This window comes from Rhodococcus sp. WS3 (assembly GCF_003797085.1).
In the GTDB taxonomy this organism is placed as follows: domain Bacteria; phylum Actinomycetota; class Actinomycetes; order Mycobacteriales; family Mycobacteriaceae; genus Rhodococcus_F; species Rhodococcus_F globerula.
In genome coordinates this window covers 281,493-295,658 of sequence record NZ_RKMA01000005.1, presented here as the reverse complement: position 1 = coordinate 295,658, position 14,166 = coordinate 281,493, and the positions used below count along the sequence as shown (strand labels likewise).

At 62.4% G+C, this 14,166-nt stretch carries 14 protein-coding genes and 1 pseudogene; 6 read left to right on the top strand and 9 right to left on the bottom strand.

Annotated features, from left to right (window positions below):
* Nucleotides 1–20: 20 nt before the first annotated feature.
* The 3 genes from EEB13_RS30855 to EEB13_RS30845 all read right to left on the bottom strand — a co-directional run bounded on the left by EEB13_RS30855 (nt 21) and on the right by EEB13_RS30845 (nt 3,572).
* Complete coding sequence (locus EEB13_RS30855; protein ID WP_141486991.1) at nt 21–329, bottom strand: transposase; 309 nt, start codon at nt 327–329, stop codon at nt 21–23.
* A gap of 460 nt (nt 330–789) precedes the next feature.
* Complete coding sequence (locus EEB13_RS30850) at nt 790–1,404, bottom strand: DUF2510 domain-containing protein (RefSeq protein ID WP_045063231.1); 615 nt, start codon at nt 1,402–1,404, stop codon at nt 790–792.
* 329 nt (nt 1,405–1,733) lie between these two features.
* Nucleotides 1,734–3,572 carry an alpha/beta hydrolase gene (locus EEB13_RS30845; protein ID WP_187328655.1) on the bottom strand — a complete coding sequence of 613 codons (1,839 nt, stop codon included), beginning with the start codon at nt 3,570–3,572 and terminating at the stop codon, nt 1,734–1,736.
* A gap of 611 nt (nt 3,573–4,183) precedes the next feature.
* Here EEB13_RS30845 and EEB13_RS30840 point away from each other — a divergent pair.
* The gene (locus tag EEB13_RS30840) at nt 4,184–5,008 is read left to right on the top strand and encodes a hypothetical protein (RefSeq protein ID WP_141486990.1); all 825 of its coding nucleotides are present in this window, start codon (nt 4,184–4,186) and stop codon (nt 5,006–5,008) included.
* A 535-nt stretch (nt 5,009–5,543) separates the two neighbouring features.
* On the opposite strand, the gene EEB13_RS31750 is transcribed toward EEB13_RS30840, so the two are convergent.
* The 3 genes from EEB13_RS31750 to EEB13_RS30830 form a co-directional block, all read right to left on the bottom strand.
* Nucleotides 5,544–5,705 carry a hypothetical protein gene (locus EEB13_RS31750; RefSeq protein ID WP_162487694.1) on the bottom strand — a complete coding sequence of 54 codons (162 nt, stop codon included), beginning with the start codon at nt 5,703–5,705 and terminating at the stop codon, nt 5,544–5,546.
* 236 nt (nt 5,706–5,941) lie between these two features.
* Entirely contained in the window at nt 5,942–6,223 is a 282-nt protein-coding gene (locus EEB13_RS30835) for a type II toxin-antitoxin system RelE family toxin (protein ID WP_045063234.1), read from the bottom strand.
* Nucleotides 6,220–6,510, bottom strand: coding sequence for a type II toxin-antitoxin system Phd/YefM family antitoxin (locus EEB13_RS30830; RefSeq protein WP_033237165.1), 291 nt, complete (start codon nt 6,508–6,510; stop codon nt 6,220–6,222). The genes EEB13_RS30835 and EEB13_RS30830 overlap by 4 nt, the downstream gene beginning before the upstream one ends.
* A 105-nt stretch (nt 6,511–6,615) precedes the next feature.
* Here EEB13_RS30830 and EEB13_RS30825 point away from each other — a divergent pair, with 105 nt between their 5' ends.
* From EEB13_RS30825 to EEB13_RS30805, 5 genes are all read left to right on the top strand, one after another.
* Complete coding sequence (locus tag EEB13_RS30825; protein ID WP_045063240.1) at nt 6,616–6,801, top strand: hypothetical protein; 186 nt, start codon at nt 6,616–6,618, stop codon at nt 6,799–6,801.
* Nucleotides 6,802–6,812: 11 nt separating this feature from the next.
* On the top strand, nt 6,813–7,373 hold the full coding sequence (locus tag EEB13_RS30820; RefSeq protein WP_141486989.1) for a hypothetical protein: 561 nt from the start codon (nt 6,813–6,815) through the stop codon (nt 7,371–7,373).
* Complete coding sequence (locus EEB13_RS30815; RefSeq protein ID WP_045063242.1) at nt 7,370–7,699, top strand: hypothetical protein; 330 nt, start codon at nt 7,370–7,372, stop codon at nt 7,697–7,699. Before EEB13_RS30820 ends, EEB13_RS30815 begins: the two co-directional genes overlap by 4 nt.
* 390 nt (nt 7,700–8,089) lie before the next feature.
* The gene (locus EEB13_RS30810) at nt 8,090–8,272 is read left to right on the top strand and encodes a hypothetical protein (protein WP_141486988.1); all 183 of its coding nucleotides are present in this window, start codon (nt 8,090–8,092) and stop codon (nt 8,270–8,272) included.
* 100 nt (nt 8,273–8,372) lie between these two features.
* Nucleotides 8,373–9,119 (top strand): hypothetical protein, encoded by a 747-nt coding sequence (locus EEB13_RS30805; protein WP_141486987.1) that lies wholly within the window; start codon nt 8,373–8,375, stop codon nt 9,117–9,119.
* A 312-nt stretch (nt 9,120–9,431) separates the two neighbouring features.
* Here EEB13_RS30805 and EEB13_RS30800 read toward each other — a convergent pair whose 3' ends face one another.
* The 3 genes and pseudogenes from EEB13_RS30800 to EEB13_RS30790 form a co-directional block, all read right to left on the bottom strand.
* Nucleotides 9,432–9,644, bottom strand: coding sequence for a hypothetical protein (locus tag EEB13_RS30800; RefSeq protein ID WP_045063244.1), 213 nt, complete (start codon nt 9,642–9,644; stop codon nt 9,432–9,434).
* 92 nt (nt 9,645–9,736) lie between these two features.
* A pseudogene (locus tag EEB13_RS32560) lies at nt 9,737–10,014 on the bottom strand (carboxyl transferase domain-containing protein).
* 351 nt (nt 10,015–10,365) lie between these two features.
* Nucleotides 10,366–13,599, bottom strand: a complete 3,234-nt coding sequence (locus EEB13_RS30790) for a protein kinase domain-containing protein (RefSeq protein ID WP_315985046.1) — start codon at nt 13,597–13,599, stop codon at nt 10,366–10,368.
* Between the last annotated feature and the right edge of the window lie 567 nt (nt 13,600–14,166).

Here is a 14,166-nt window from a genome sequence, read left to right as displayed (position 1 = left end):
CTTTTCGGTGGCGAGTTCTTTCACGAGCGGGTAGAGCCTTTTCCCGGCAGATTAGCCTGGGAAAGATAGGCGGCAGCCCGTCGCAGAACTTCGTTTTCCTGCTCGAGCAACCGGATTCGCTTGCGCAATTCCCGGTTCTCGACCACGTCCTCACCAGTAGTTCCTGATTTGATTCCGTCCTCGCTATCGGCCACTTTCAGCCAGCCCGTCAGGCAGGATTCGCTGATCCCGAAATCAGCAGCGATCTGCTTCAACAACGTTCCGGGCTCGCGACTGCGCGCTACGCGGACAACGTCCTCACGGAACTCTCGGGGATAGGGCTTGGGCATGGTGCACATCCTTCCAGCGGCACCTCTCGGCACCACAGATCAGATGTCACCTATCCGTGCAGCAGACCCCCTGCCGCCACCAACTGAACTGCGAAAGCAAAGTCAGGCACCGGGAATATGACTCCGTTACCTGCGTCGCCGTTAGCCCGCGGCTCGAAATCTCGGTCCGCGCCGGCACGGTGATGGCAGCACTCGAGCCGAACGAGATAAACAGAGGCAGAACGTATTTCGCCGAACCCGATAGAGCGGACCAGTTCGTCGAACTACACACACGACAGGCCCCAGGACGGGGAAGACCTGCGTGATAGTCGAATCCGCGACGGACACCCGTCGCGGATTCGACTCTGGAGCAAATAGGCTGAGCCCTATAGCGCGCCGAAACCCGATTCGATCACTCACACCGAAAATGACAAGCCGAAGTAACAGGTCGCCCCGCTGATCGCAGTATGGCGGCAAGAATTCAGGGTTTACCGAGTCCATAGGTGAACTCTCCCGAACTCCAGTTCATTGTCGCGTGGTACTTGTACCCACTCATGGTGCCGTCACCGTTGTCTTCGTTGGCCGCAAAGCAGTCGAACACCGTCGTGGTTTCAGTCAGATCATCCGTAGAACCGCCCCCTACCGGGGAACACGACACCGAAATAATCGGACCGTCCATAAATCCTTTCGTAACGTGCTCTTCGGCCATCGTCTTGACACTGCTCTCGATATTTTCCACCGCTACTGTGCGCCGCGCACGCTCGCCTGCGTCCTTGCTTTCCTTCGCCGCCCGCTCGGCTTCAAGCCGCGTAGCTTCTTCGTCAGCAGCCAGCTGGATCGCTGCAGCTGCAGCATCCTGCTCCGCTCTCACATTCGCGTCGTGCGATATTTTCCAGATCGTTCCGCCGCCTACAGCCAGGAGAACGACCGCTGCGATGGCAATCAGAACTTTCTTCGAGGGCCGTTTACGTGGAGAACTCCCCTGGTTCGCATCAGGTTCCGGCAAGGCCAACCATTTCGACCCGTCCCAATACCGTTGACCGCCAGCTGGATCTGGATACCACCCCGCAGGTATGTGATCAGGTTGTTCAGGCATCGTCGTGCTCCTTCTATTCAAAGACTATTTCCCGCCTAACCCAATTGGCATGCGCGGGAACAATGTCAAAAATGGTGAAATAGGTGTTACCAGCAGTCCAGACCGTAACTTGATCAACTCCGCCGCTAAAAACCCACGGATAGTGGCAGTTACCGAAAAAACGTCCCGTTTAAAATAGCAAGCCGGGATAATCTTCTCCGCGCCGCCCGAGACGACCACCGCCCGAGATCACCCTTGAAGACAGTGTCAGCTCGCCTGCGTTGCTGCCTGCAATTTAGAAGTGGGAGAAGTGGTGCTCGCGTTGGAGGCCCGATTGGTCAGTAACCAGTTCACGTCAATGCCGAGAAGTCGATCAGTTCCTTGTCGGCCGCGGGCAACTCCTTGCCTACGGGGGTCTTCTCCGCAGTCGCCGCTTCGACGGCCCGCGGCGCCAATCCTCGATCGAGCATGAATGCCATCAGTTTCGTGATTGTCGACTTCGCCGCCTGAAGTTGAGCCAACTGCCCCGACTTCGGATCACTGAACGCCGTCAGGCGGTTGATCCGGGCAGAGAGTTTCGTCTCGACATCCGCCAACTGGTACCACAGTGATTCGTCATAGGGGAGGCCGAGCATCTTGTGTGCATGTTCGGTCGATACTCGCAGGATCAACGTGGTGGAATCCGTGATTGGCTGTTCCGTGGCGCCGCCGCCTACGGCCGCTGTAGCGGCGACCGCGGCACCGGTCGAAGCCAAGCCGCCAAGCATGGCAAGACCACCAACCATCCCGCCAGGCCCGAATGCTGCAAGACCGCCGGTGAGAGCCGCAGCTCCGAATGCTGTTGCCGGCGCCGCCATTACGAGTCCAACAGGTCCGGCGGCGACCAATGCGAGGCCGACTGCGGCTGTGATTACCCGGCCCCAGGGGACGCCGCCGCGACTGTCCAAGCATTTCTGGACGTCTTCGAGAGCAACGCCGACAATCTTTCCGAGCTGGCGACTGAACCCGAGTTCGACGGCAACATCGGTAAGAGCCCCGCTGGGAGCATTGCCAACCTCGAGCTCGTACGGATCGATGATGTTCGTCAGTGCGAGTACTACCAACTCGCCGACCACTTCGTGCACTTCCCACCTGTGCGGGAGCATCGGTAGTTGCCCGTTGGCCAGTTGCTGCATTTCAGTCGCGACAGGCTGACCTCCCGCTGACGCAGCCTGCTCAATTTGAACGACTATGTTGTCCTGGACGATGTCGAGTGCATGTCGGTAGCGTTCGGCCAGCTCTTTGTCTTTGATGTTGCGGTGAACCGCGTGTGCGTAGTGCAGCATCAGCAACACCGAGGCCTGGTTGTCATTGAGGCGAACCGCGATATCCGATGTGCGGATTGCTACTTCCTTCGAGGGGTACAGGATGTCTGCCACCAGCATGGCGAGGGCGCGATGCCCGAGATACGCACCGGACGCATGGGATGCGCCGTTGTCGATGACGAAATCCTGGGCGCCGGGGAAGGTAGTCGCCAGCCCCCTGCCTCCGGTAACAACGTCACCGACGTCGAGGAAGTTCGACCAGTCATCAACCCGGCCGTACGGAAACTTTTTCAGTAGTCGCTCGCTGCCATCGTGCACGGCCTGCACGTTCGCCGGACTTCCGATAGTGATGAAACGGCGCACATGAAGGTTTTCGGGAAGGTGGTCGAGAAGGTCGATCGCGATGACACTGCCCAGACTATGACCGATGAGAATGATCTCGCCGGACGTGGGCAGATGATCGAGGATGTGCCGCAGGATCGCTCCCCGGACAGGTTCCTCCCGCACGTATTTGCGCACTTGCTGCAGATCGAAAAGCGGTAGCGATCCGATCGCAACCTGCTGCAACGGAGCGAGGACCTGCCCGGGCACTCGGTGGAAACCGAAGGTCCTAACTCCGCCCTCGAGACCTAGCATCCGCTGAACTTTCGCCTGGCGCCGCTCGAAACTGCGGCGACTGGCCGAGTCGTCGCGCGGTTTGTACGTCACGGGCGGCAACTTCTCACCACTACCGACCGTCGCGAGGAAGGCGCTGTATCGAGGAGCGATGACCATATCCCGATTGACCGCGCCGAAACCTGCCTGTGCCAGGCCCCGATCGAGACCGTCAAGCCAACTCGATTTCGGATCGCCGTCACCGATTCCGTGCAGAAAAACAATCTTCACAACCATGTCCCTCTCGAAGGTCGAACCCTGACATCGCCACCACAATTACTGCTATTCGCTACAAAAATTCGATAACGATGAGCACCTCCAAAGAATCTGGAACAGGTGCTCTGCAGCTAACTTCGCAATACCGTACCGATCAGCACTGACACCGCCGCACTCAACGGGCAGAAACGCAACCGCAACGTCGAAAACGGTGTCGACCACTCGACTGTTCACGACAGCTTGATTCGATAGCCGTACTCAAAAAAGCCAAGAGCCATACGCCGTGAGCGCTGATCTCCCGCGGAAACCGGAAACCCCGTGTGTATATGGACGAGACCCGCAGATCATCCAGATCCGCCATTTCCAACAATGTGACAGTGCCCCACTGAGGATTCGCCGCTGTGCGGAGGTCGTTCACGACCAGGGGGTGTTTTCGTATTTGTCACTGGTGTCTGCTTATATCTGAGAAAGCACTTCGAGCATCCACCTCAAAAATGGGTCCATTTCGGAAATGGGACAACCGCAAGGCGGATGCACCACACACTCGAATTAGCCAAGCAACAACCCTCTGTCCGCGGATGGATTTACCACCCGACAGGCACATGACTCTGATGAAGGACCTGACTATGACCATGCCGCCGCCCGGACCCCCCATGGGCCCGCCCCCCGGTTATGCCCCTTACCCCCCGACACCCGAGCAGCCGGTGAAACAGAAGAACACCATCGGCTTGATCGCCGTCATCACCGCAGCGCTCGGCTTCGTCTTCGCATGCATTCCCGGCGCCCTCCTCGTCGGATGGATCCTGCTCCCCATCGCCTTCATCCTCGGCATCGTCGGACTATGCCAATCCGGCAAAGCCAAAGGCACAAGCATCGCTGCGATCATCGTCGCGATCGTTGGCACCCTTGTCGGTTTCATCGTCTTCTTCACCGTGGTCACAGATGCTGTCGACGAAGCATTCAGCGAATCAGACCTATCGGCAGCCGAACCCAATTCCACCAGTGGGTCCGCGGCGAGCGGCAATAGCGAAGGCACCGCTGGCAGCCGGGACAACCCCCTTCCCATCGGCGCGAAGGTCGCCAACGACGATTGGGACATCGTCCTCGGCACTCCACGCGAGGCCGGCAGTGAGGTCAGCGCCGAAAACCAGTTCAACGATTCTCCGAAGCCCGGAATGGAATTCTGGATCGTGCCGGTCACAGCGACCTACACCGGTGATGACACCGGGACCGCCTGGATCGACCTGAGGATCAAGTTCGTCGGCTCGGACAACAAGGCGTACGGCGACAGATGCGGCGTCATCCCCGATGATCTCAGTGACGTGGACGAGGTCTACCCCGGAGGCATCGCGGAGGGGAACACCTGCGTTGCTGTTCCGGCCGGAGCCGACGGGCTGTGGTCGGTATCTGCAGGGTTCACGGGTAGCCCCAGCTTCTTCACCACCAACTGACCCCGCGTTCCACAATTCTCTGTGTTCGGCCCGAAGCCACGTCAGGCTTCGGGCCGAACGCATTTGGTGTGACGCCGCGGACCCAGCCACCAAACCCGGGACCCGGCGGATCAACTCTTCGCAGTTGGTGCCGGTGAGCGGCAAGCGGCGTGTGAGAAAAACCGGAAAAGAGTCGCCGCTGACTTCCCGCTCCGAAAGTAGAAGATCCGGAACAACGGGCATTGACAGCCTGAATGAGGAAATCACGCAGTGCCTACGGTAACCGACCTCTGCCCTGTCCCCCACTACTCATACACGACCGCAACCTGCCACGAACATGACGGCCGCACCCGCACGTAGGCGACTGCCGGACCTCCGTTCGAGAAGTTAGTGCTGCTAACGCCATTGTCGATCGCCACGGTCGCACCGGCGATGTTTGCGCTGCCTGAGTTCGAGACGATCTTCACCGCCGCTCGCACCGCCTGGCCCGTGGCGAAGTCCCAGATCGAAACGCTGCGCCTCGAGCCAGTTGAGAGCCGATATACCGCTTCGGATTTCAGTTGTCGGTGCCGCCGCCGGCCCCTGGGTCGTCGAGCATCTTCGCCAAGGCGCGGACGGTCGCGGCGTCGCTCATGTCGGCGCCTCGGGCGCATCCCGGGGTGGCGCCGGTCCGATTCTCGGCGTCGTGGAGTGCACGGTAGGCGTCAAGCAACTCCACTTGCTCGTCGTAGGTCAGCGTCCTGGCCAGCGGCTGGTTTCGCTGCGTCGCCGCGGGTGCTCGGCGGCCGAGGCGAAACGTTCGAGTTTACTGCGAGAGTCGGCCGATGCACGTGTGTAGGGAGGGCATGGGTCACGTCCATTTCAGTGATCCTGGGCGGTCCGAGTGTGTCCGGTAAGGTCCCCGAAAATTCGGAAATCCTCTCTTTCGGTCTAGCTCGGAGTCCTGGCATGGGTCTAGGTGCGGTAGGCGTCGGCGCGGTGAGAGATGGCGGTGACCTGCACTCGGCGCGTGTCCTCGTCGATGAGGTACAGGACCCGGTATGTACCGCGCCGCGCGGAGTAGGCCGGCGCGAGCGGTGGAGAGAGCTTCTTGCCGACACGGTGTGGGTTTTCGAGCAGCACTCCGGTGATGAACTCGTAGACCGCGGCCGCAACCTTCTCTGGCAAGTTCTGTTTCAGTGCGCGGGCCGCCGACCTGGCGATGGTGAGGGTGTACGGCTGGTCGGGCGCGCTCACTCGTCGTCGGTCTTCGCGGCAGCGAGGAACTCGGCGAGCGAATCGGCGTCGAGGACGTCGTCGGCCTGGACCTCGGCCATGCCGGTGATGTGGTCGGCGAGCAACGACTCGTCGGCGAGGACGGCGATGGTCTCACGCAGGGCGTCGTAGTCGTCGGCGCCGAGGAGCACGGCGGCGCGGTGCCCGTTGCGAGTGATCTCGAATCGCTCATGGGTGCGCTCGGCCTCGTCGACGAGACGAGAGAGCTGCGCCCGTGCATCTGCCACCGGAAGAGTCGTCATGTACACGATTCTAGCTAGAATTCGGGATGGGTCCCAGTCCAGCGCTCTGGACGACTCCGCAGCCGCCAGTCCTTCGTCCGCACCAGCGCCCAGCCGGGCGATCCTCCAGACGTGTGCGGTTTGATCGACGTCGACTCACGAGCGGTCCTGCATGCTCGCGACCTCATCGACGCTCACGGACCGTTGACAGTCACCCCGTCCACCACGGCGATCCCCGCACCATTCCTGCTCCCTTGCCTCGAATTCAGTAGCCCTTGCGCGGTCACGCCGCCGGCTTTGTTCGACGCCACCCGATAGGACACTTCGACATGAGTACCAATCCCCTGCTCGCCAACCTGGAAGACCGAAACCGACCTCTCTCCGAAATAGTCCTCGACCTGAGCACGGGGGCACTTCCGTCCCCAGGATCAACAGGGCTACCGTCCCAGCGATGGTCGTGGATGGCTGAGCTCCTCACCGATCCGCACTGGGGGATGACGGCGGTCGTTGACGGACTCGACCACATCTGCGCGCCAATAGCCCAGTTGTGCCGACTGACCGCCAACGCGATACATCCATTGAACCTGCGCCAACTCTGGGCAGCCGAGAAACAACCCACCGCTGAGATGCTCGCCCTGCACTCACCCAACAACACCGGCCATTGGGAAGTACTGACCGCAGTCCTCGAAGTGATCACCGACGGACTCGACCACTGCCAGGGAGCAGACGTCTCCGGCGTCGAAGCTGTCACTGCAGCGTTCACCGCCGTCATCACCTCTCAACACCCCGACACGGCCCGCGCCATCATCATCGCCGCCATCTCAAGCGCGGCACACCCTGTACCCGTCGAATTCCCGAAAACACCTGTACGCCTGGGGGTTGCATCATGACAACACCGACATGCACGTCACCGCTGGTCGAATCCATGATCAGTACCGCCGCTCGCTCCATCCTCGATGAAATAGGGATCGACTGCCCCACCGCGTCCGAATCCGCAGAAGTACGTCAGCTCGCCGAAACGATCGTCCGAGAGACCGTCGACGCGCTCGCGGGACCTAAGAGACTGTCCGGCGGCATGCGCGAGAGCCTCCTCGACGTCGCTGATCTCGTGGCCACCGACGCGGAGACTGCATCAGTCGATCAGATTCACGAGGTTGCTATCGCGCTGCGTAGCCTGCTCGATCTCCACATCCCGGTGAGGGTGGATCGACAGTGATTGCGCTGGTTCTCGCTGGAGTGCTGGGACTGGCAGGTGTTGCAGGGACGGTGCTTTCGTTGCGCACCGCGCATTTCTGACACCTCGCACGCCCGCGCATCCAAGACCTGAGCTTTGAGGCCGTCTCGCCTTCACCGCGACGTGCCGCGTCCCGCCGTGCTCGAGAAAGGCCTCACCCACCACCAAGCATTGACCGTTGAAAAAGCTTGATACACAACTCAATAACCGCAGTAACCACAGAAACGACGAAACCCCCTTGCGGGGGTCCGTAACGATTCGCCGAATCAACACAGAGCCTGGCCGGGCTCTCGTCGTCACTCACTGAAGACGAAATATCCGCTCCGCCTTCGGTACTGCAATTTTCTTCACTCACATGAAGGGACTTACCTGATGACAGGTAATACGTCTCAGGGTATCGCACGCCCTGAACCAGCGCCAACACATTCACAACACGACCCCACCGGACCGTTCCACATCATCGGCGGCCAGCCCACAGCGCCCGAACTCCGCTACCGACTGATGACGAATGGGACCGCGCTGTACGTCAAGCCACCGAAAACGTCGCCCGCATAGAAACACTCAACGCCACAAGCAACCAACGCGGCAACTCCTGGGCCCTCCCCATCAAAGATGGCCAACACGCCAGGACCCCCATCTGGACCAGCCGCACCCAATGGCAACACCAAGTCCGCACCCTCCTCAACTCCCCCAATGGCAACACCAAGTCCGCACCCTCCTCAACTCCCCCACCGGCACCCAACTCTGCAAAACTCACGCCGTCAGCACTGAAACCGTATTCACTGTCGCCGTCACCCACGCCCACTACGCCGAAAGTAAAACCGGCCGCTCAATCACCGCCTCCCGCCACACCATCGCCACCCGCGCCGGAGTCAGCGTCAGCGCCGTCAAACGCGCCAGACGAGTCCTCACAGCCCTCGGAGTCGCCACAGAACTCATCCGCGGCCGCTACCTCCAAAAAATTGAATCCATGGCCGCAGAAGCACACCACGGACACCGACAGTTCCGAGCAGCGTCCGTCTGGGCACTCATCTCACCCCGCACCGCGGTCACAACCATCGCCGCGCCTTTCACGAAGTCCAGAAAGCGCTCTCGCGCAACACTTCGCACCACCGCGTACCGCGCCCACATTGCTTCTCTAATTTCTCCACAAACCGGCGGTCGTGGCCCCCTATCCCCCTCCGGGGGATTTGCTCTTCAATCTCTTGTTTTCAAGTTCTCACCAACGCACGCGAACACGCGAGCGGGCAGGCCGAAGAACCCACAAAGATCCGCCCCACGTCCAATCGAGTTGCAACGCACCGCCGCCCAACTGATCGATCACATCCCGGCGCTGAAAACGACCAAGCACATTGGCCAGATCTGCGACGTCCTCGACCGAGCTGACATCGACCCCGCCTGATGGACCGGTCGCTGTATCGCCCGTGAACTCACCACAGACACCCAATCTCGGGGCTGGGTCTGGCCCACGCAAATCACACGACCCACTGCGTTCCTGCGCTGGCGACTGGCACACATCAACTGGTCACAGCCCTCCCCTGCCGAACGCGCCCGTGACAACGATCGGACCCGCCTAGCCGAACAAGCAGCACGCCGACGGGAGGTGCGTGAGCGGGATTCACACGTCGCTCACGCTCACACTCGTGCCGACATCATGAAACAGCTGCGGGAGCAGCTGTCGACGAGAACGCCCGCATGAGCTAAGAGCTATCCATCAGTCGGGGGCCGCAAGATCGTCGTCATCGGCAAAAATCAGCCTTCCGTCATCCAACGCGATAGCCCACCGATGTACCGGGGCCCAATCCCGTCCCACGGACTCCGAATCGATCACCATGTCCGCGTAATCTTCGATCACCACACCCGTACGTGCCACCGCCTGGACCAGGCACAGTGACCTTGACCCGAGAGCCAACACCCTATCGTTCACCTGGCGCGCCAAAGAGAGGGTCTCCCTCCCACCGACGATTACCCATCAGTTTCCGCACCGTGGTCCCCCGCCTCACCGCATCACATGAGGCTTCATTCATGAGTCAATTGTTTTTGCAGTGTTGTTTTCATTCCACAATATATGCGCACGCCTGCATCTCGACCGGTTTCGCGGAACACCGCGCTCAGCGGGACGGCAGCGACCAGTTTGGCGCCATGCTTGCAGATTCCGGCTGCCTTGCACTCGTGGCCGACCGTTAATCCGGAGATGTTCCGCAGGAACAGAATAGGGAGTCTCGTTGGTCGCAGACCTCGATGAAGCGAGCTCCTTGAGGGCAGAACTCAGCGAAGAGGACGCCGTTGTTGGCCACGATCCCAATCCCGTGACCGCGAATTCGGACGAATCCGGCGACCAGGATAGACAGGATAGTCCTGTTTGAACTCGTGGAATCGGCTGCCGTCGACGACACTGCGATCGATTCCACATCTCACTGGAACCCGGGTATCGGCGCGAAAGATGCCGTCCAAGGCGAGATGGGCACCCGCACCGCAGTGCATACCGCAACCAACAACACTTCTACCCCCATGGGACGCGACCCATGGGCGGTCCGACTGTTCACCACCGCCAAATTGGGCGGGATTAGTGCAGGATGGGCGCACCGATTGACTCCAACTCGCGTGCGTGGCTGCGCCGGCGATTCGTGGAAAATGATCCACCGCGGTCAGCCCCGGCTGTGTTCGATCGTCCAGGCTGCGATCTGGGCTCGCGAGGTGAATCCCAGCTTGGCGAGAATGTGCTCGACGTGTCCCTGAGCGGTCCGTTGCGAGATCACGAGCTTGGCGGCGATGGCGCTGTTGGTCAGCCCCTCGGCGACGAGCTCGGCGACCTGGAGCTCGCGTCGGGTCAGGGTGGTCTTGGTCTTGCCCGTGGAGCCCCGTGACCGAGGCGGCTCGGGGGATTCGGTGAAATCGTCCAGGGCGTACGCGACGGCCTCCTCGAAACTGGCGGACGCGCCCTTCCGGTGGCTCGCGTCGTACGCCTTCTGCCCGAGTGCCCGGCGGGTCCGTCGCTCGCACTCGTAATGCTGTGAACGTAGGCTCGGGAGGACGATTCTCGGCAGGCCTCCCGTCTGCCGCATGGCCTGCGCGCAGCCCAGCAACACCGCGGACCTCGCATAGTCCTCGTCGGCCGTGGCGATCCAGGCCAGGTACTCGAGACAAGGTGCGGCACTGAAAGAGTCACCGACGGACCGCAGTAGTCGCAACGCCTGCTCTATCAGCGCGATCGCGCGCTGTGGATCGGTCGACCACACCGTCAACCCGAGCGCCCGCACGGCCCACGCCCGGAACACGATCTCGCCGCGCGGTTCGGTGATGTTCAGCACCTGATCGAGGCAATCGGCTGCCCTCACCGCCTGTCCGAGCAGCCCGTTGGCCACCTCTGCGCCGGCCAACGTGGCCACCCGCAGGAGGTGCTCGTCGGGCGGGCAGGCATCCAGTGCGTCGTCGAAACATGTTGCTGCGGTCGATATGTCATTGGAACTCAGTGCCACATTGCCGGCGCCGTATAGCGCCGTCGCGGCGGCGTTGGGGTCGTCGAGGTCCGCTGCTGCCGCGCGCGCCCAGCCGATCCATTCGGCGCCGGTCGCGATGTCGCCCCGAAACCCGCTGAGCACCGCGCCGAGGCTCACGGCCCGCACCCACTCCGTGCCGCGCGCAACGCCCTCAACGGTCAGGAGTCGTTCGGTCCAGCGGGCGCCCTCGCTGAGCTTTCCGCTGGTAAGCCAGAACGGGTACAGCGCGGCCGCAATGCGCAGACCGACCACCACGTCACTAGGCTCCGACATGCAGGCATCCAATGCTTCACGGAAGTTCTGCTGATCCAGTTCCAGGCGGGCGATCCAATCCAGCTGGCGGGGCCCTATCCAGTCGGCTTCCGCCCGCAGCGCCAGGCGCTCGTACCAATCTAGGTGGCGTCGCCGCATCTGCTTGTACTCGCCGGACTCCGCCAGCTTTTCGAGACCGTACTCGCGGATGGTGTCCAGGAGCCCGTACCGCCCCGCCGTGGCAGATCCCTCATGGATCAGAATCGACTTCTCCACCAGCGACGCGACCAGATCGAGCAGCATCTCTGGCGACAGGTCGGCGCCGCAGACCTGTTCTACCGCCGTGAGCTCGAAGCTGCCCGCGAACACGGACAGGCGAGCCCACAGCTGTTGCTCCTGGGGCGTACACAACTCGTGACTCCAGTCGACGGACAGCCGGAGGGCCTGCTGCCGCGTCGGGGCGGTGCGCCCGCCGCGGGTCAGGAGCGCGAAGCGGTCGGTGAGCCGTTGCAGGATCTGGTCAGGTGACAGCGCCGCCAACCGCCCCGCCGCTAGCTCGATCGGCAGCGGCAACCCCTCGAGCCGGTGGCAGATCCCGGCCACATCGGCCATGTTGTCCTCGGTGAGCGCGAATCCCGGAACGACAGCGGCAGCACGTTCGGTGAACAAGGTGACCGCGTGGTAGCTGGGCAGAGCTGCCAGGTCGAGCTGACGGCCAGGAGCGGGCGCGCTGAGCGGCGGAACTCGCAGCGTCACTTCCCCGCCGATGCCGAGGGGTTCTCGACTGGTGGCCACGATGCGCAGCTCGGGGCAGTACCTGAGCAGCGTCTCGGCCAGTTCCGCGACCGTGTCGATCACCTGCTCACAGTTGTCGAGCACCAGCAGGATCTGGCGCGGCTCGAGGAACTCCGCGAGGACCGTCTGCAGCGGCTCGTGAGAGAAGGACTTCAGCCCGAGAGCGGACGCCACCACCCCGACCACCAGCGACTCGTCGCGGAGGTCGGCCAATTCGACAAGCCAAACCCCGTCGCGGAAGGCCCGCCGGACGCTCGTCGCGATCCGCAGTGCGAGCCGGGTCTTCCCGACGCCACCGATTCCGGTGAGCATCACCAAGCGAGAGGTCGACAGCATCTCTTTCGCCTCGGTCAGTTCGCTGCGGCGATTGACGAAACTCGTCAGCTCCGCGGGCAGGTTTCCCTTCCGGCCCCGAGTCGACGGCCCGGTCGGCGCGGGCCCGCCACTCGTCGACGGACGCCGATCGCCGCCCTTCGGAACGGCTGCGGACAGTAGTGCCATCTCGTCAACCGGAAGACCGTGGCGGAACTGGATCTCACGCAGGACGTCCCCAAGCTGTGCGGCCGTGGGGCGGGCGCCCGGATTCGCGGACATGGCGCGCTCGATGGCGGCGGCCACGTCATCGGGGATGTCGAGTTCACGCAGGTCCGGAACGGGCTCCGAGGTGATACGCACGAACTGCGCGACGACCTGCTCGCCGCTCCGGCGTTCGAAGGCCGCGTGGCCGGTGAGGGCGCAGAACACCGTCGCACCGAGGGCGTAGACGTCCGCGGCGGCACTGGGCGGGCCACCGCCCAGGATCTCGGGCGCGGTGAAGGCCGGGGTGGCGGTGAACGTGCCGGTGGAGGTCTCGAATCCGTCGGGGATGTGGGCGATGCCGAAGTCGGACAGCGCCGACTCGCCGTAATCTGTGAGGATGACGTTCGCCGGCTTGATGTCGCGATGCAGGATCGCGAGCCGGTGCGCGGACTCCACCGCGCCGGCCAGCTTCACGCCGAGTTGCAGCGTCTGCTCGAGTGACAATGGGCCCTGCTCGCGGATGCGCACATCGAGCGATCGCTGCGCGTGATACGGCATCACGATGTAGGGATGGCCGCTCGCGGTGGTGCCGACCTGCAGCACGTTCACGATGTTGGGATGGCCGGTGAGCCGGCCCATCGCCCGCTGTTCCCGGACGAAGCGCGTCCGATTCTCCTCGTCGAGGTCGGCGGTGAGCACCTTCACGGCCACGGTGCGGTCCAGGGTCGTCTCGGTGCAGCGGTACACGACGCCGAAGCCGCCGCGCCCGATCTCGGTCGCATCGGTGAACCCAACGGCATCCAGCTCCGATGTCACCGATGGGGGTACACCGCGCTGAGTAGCGAACGGATCGTCACCAGGCATCGATCATGCCGATCTATCGCCTGCGTGGCGCTCTTCATAATGCGGCACGGCACTCACCTCACGGGCAACTACTCAGATTCCATACTGCCACCCGATTCGATATACGGATACCACCTGCACAGTTCGGACACTGGGCGACTGCGGCCAGAACACCCGTCACAGGGCGCCCCGTCCAACATGCGACTCTGCTTCCATCCCTGCCCTGGCACAGAACGCACCAGTCAGCTAGGTCAGCGCCGACGGCCTGTCTTGGCCGCAGAACGTCGACAACCGACGGGTAGTGTCGAAGAAAGCGCAGACCGGGATCGGACCGCTGGTTGCATAGCCGCTGATGTATCCGCGACCAGAACATGATCCTCGGTCAATGTCAGGTTGGCGCTGATTCGTCGTCGCCCAGCCGCGCCGAAGCCAGATCTGTTCCGCACTGCGGCGCGGACGGTGCCGCCGAAGCGCCTCGCCGTTTCGGCCAGCGCCGCAATTGTATCCGCTCCACGCGCACTTCACGTGCCGTGAGCAACA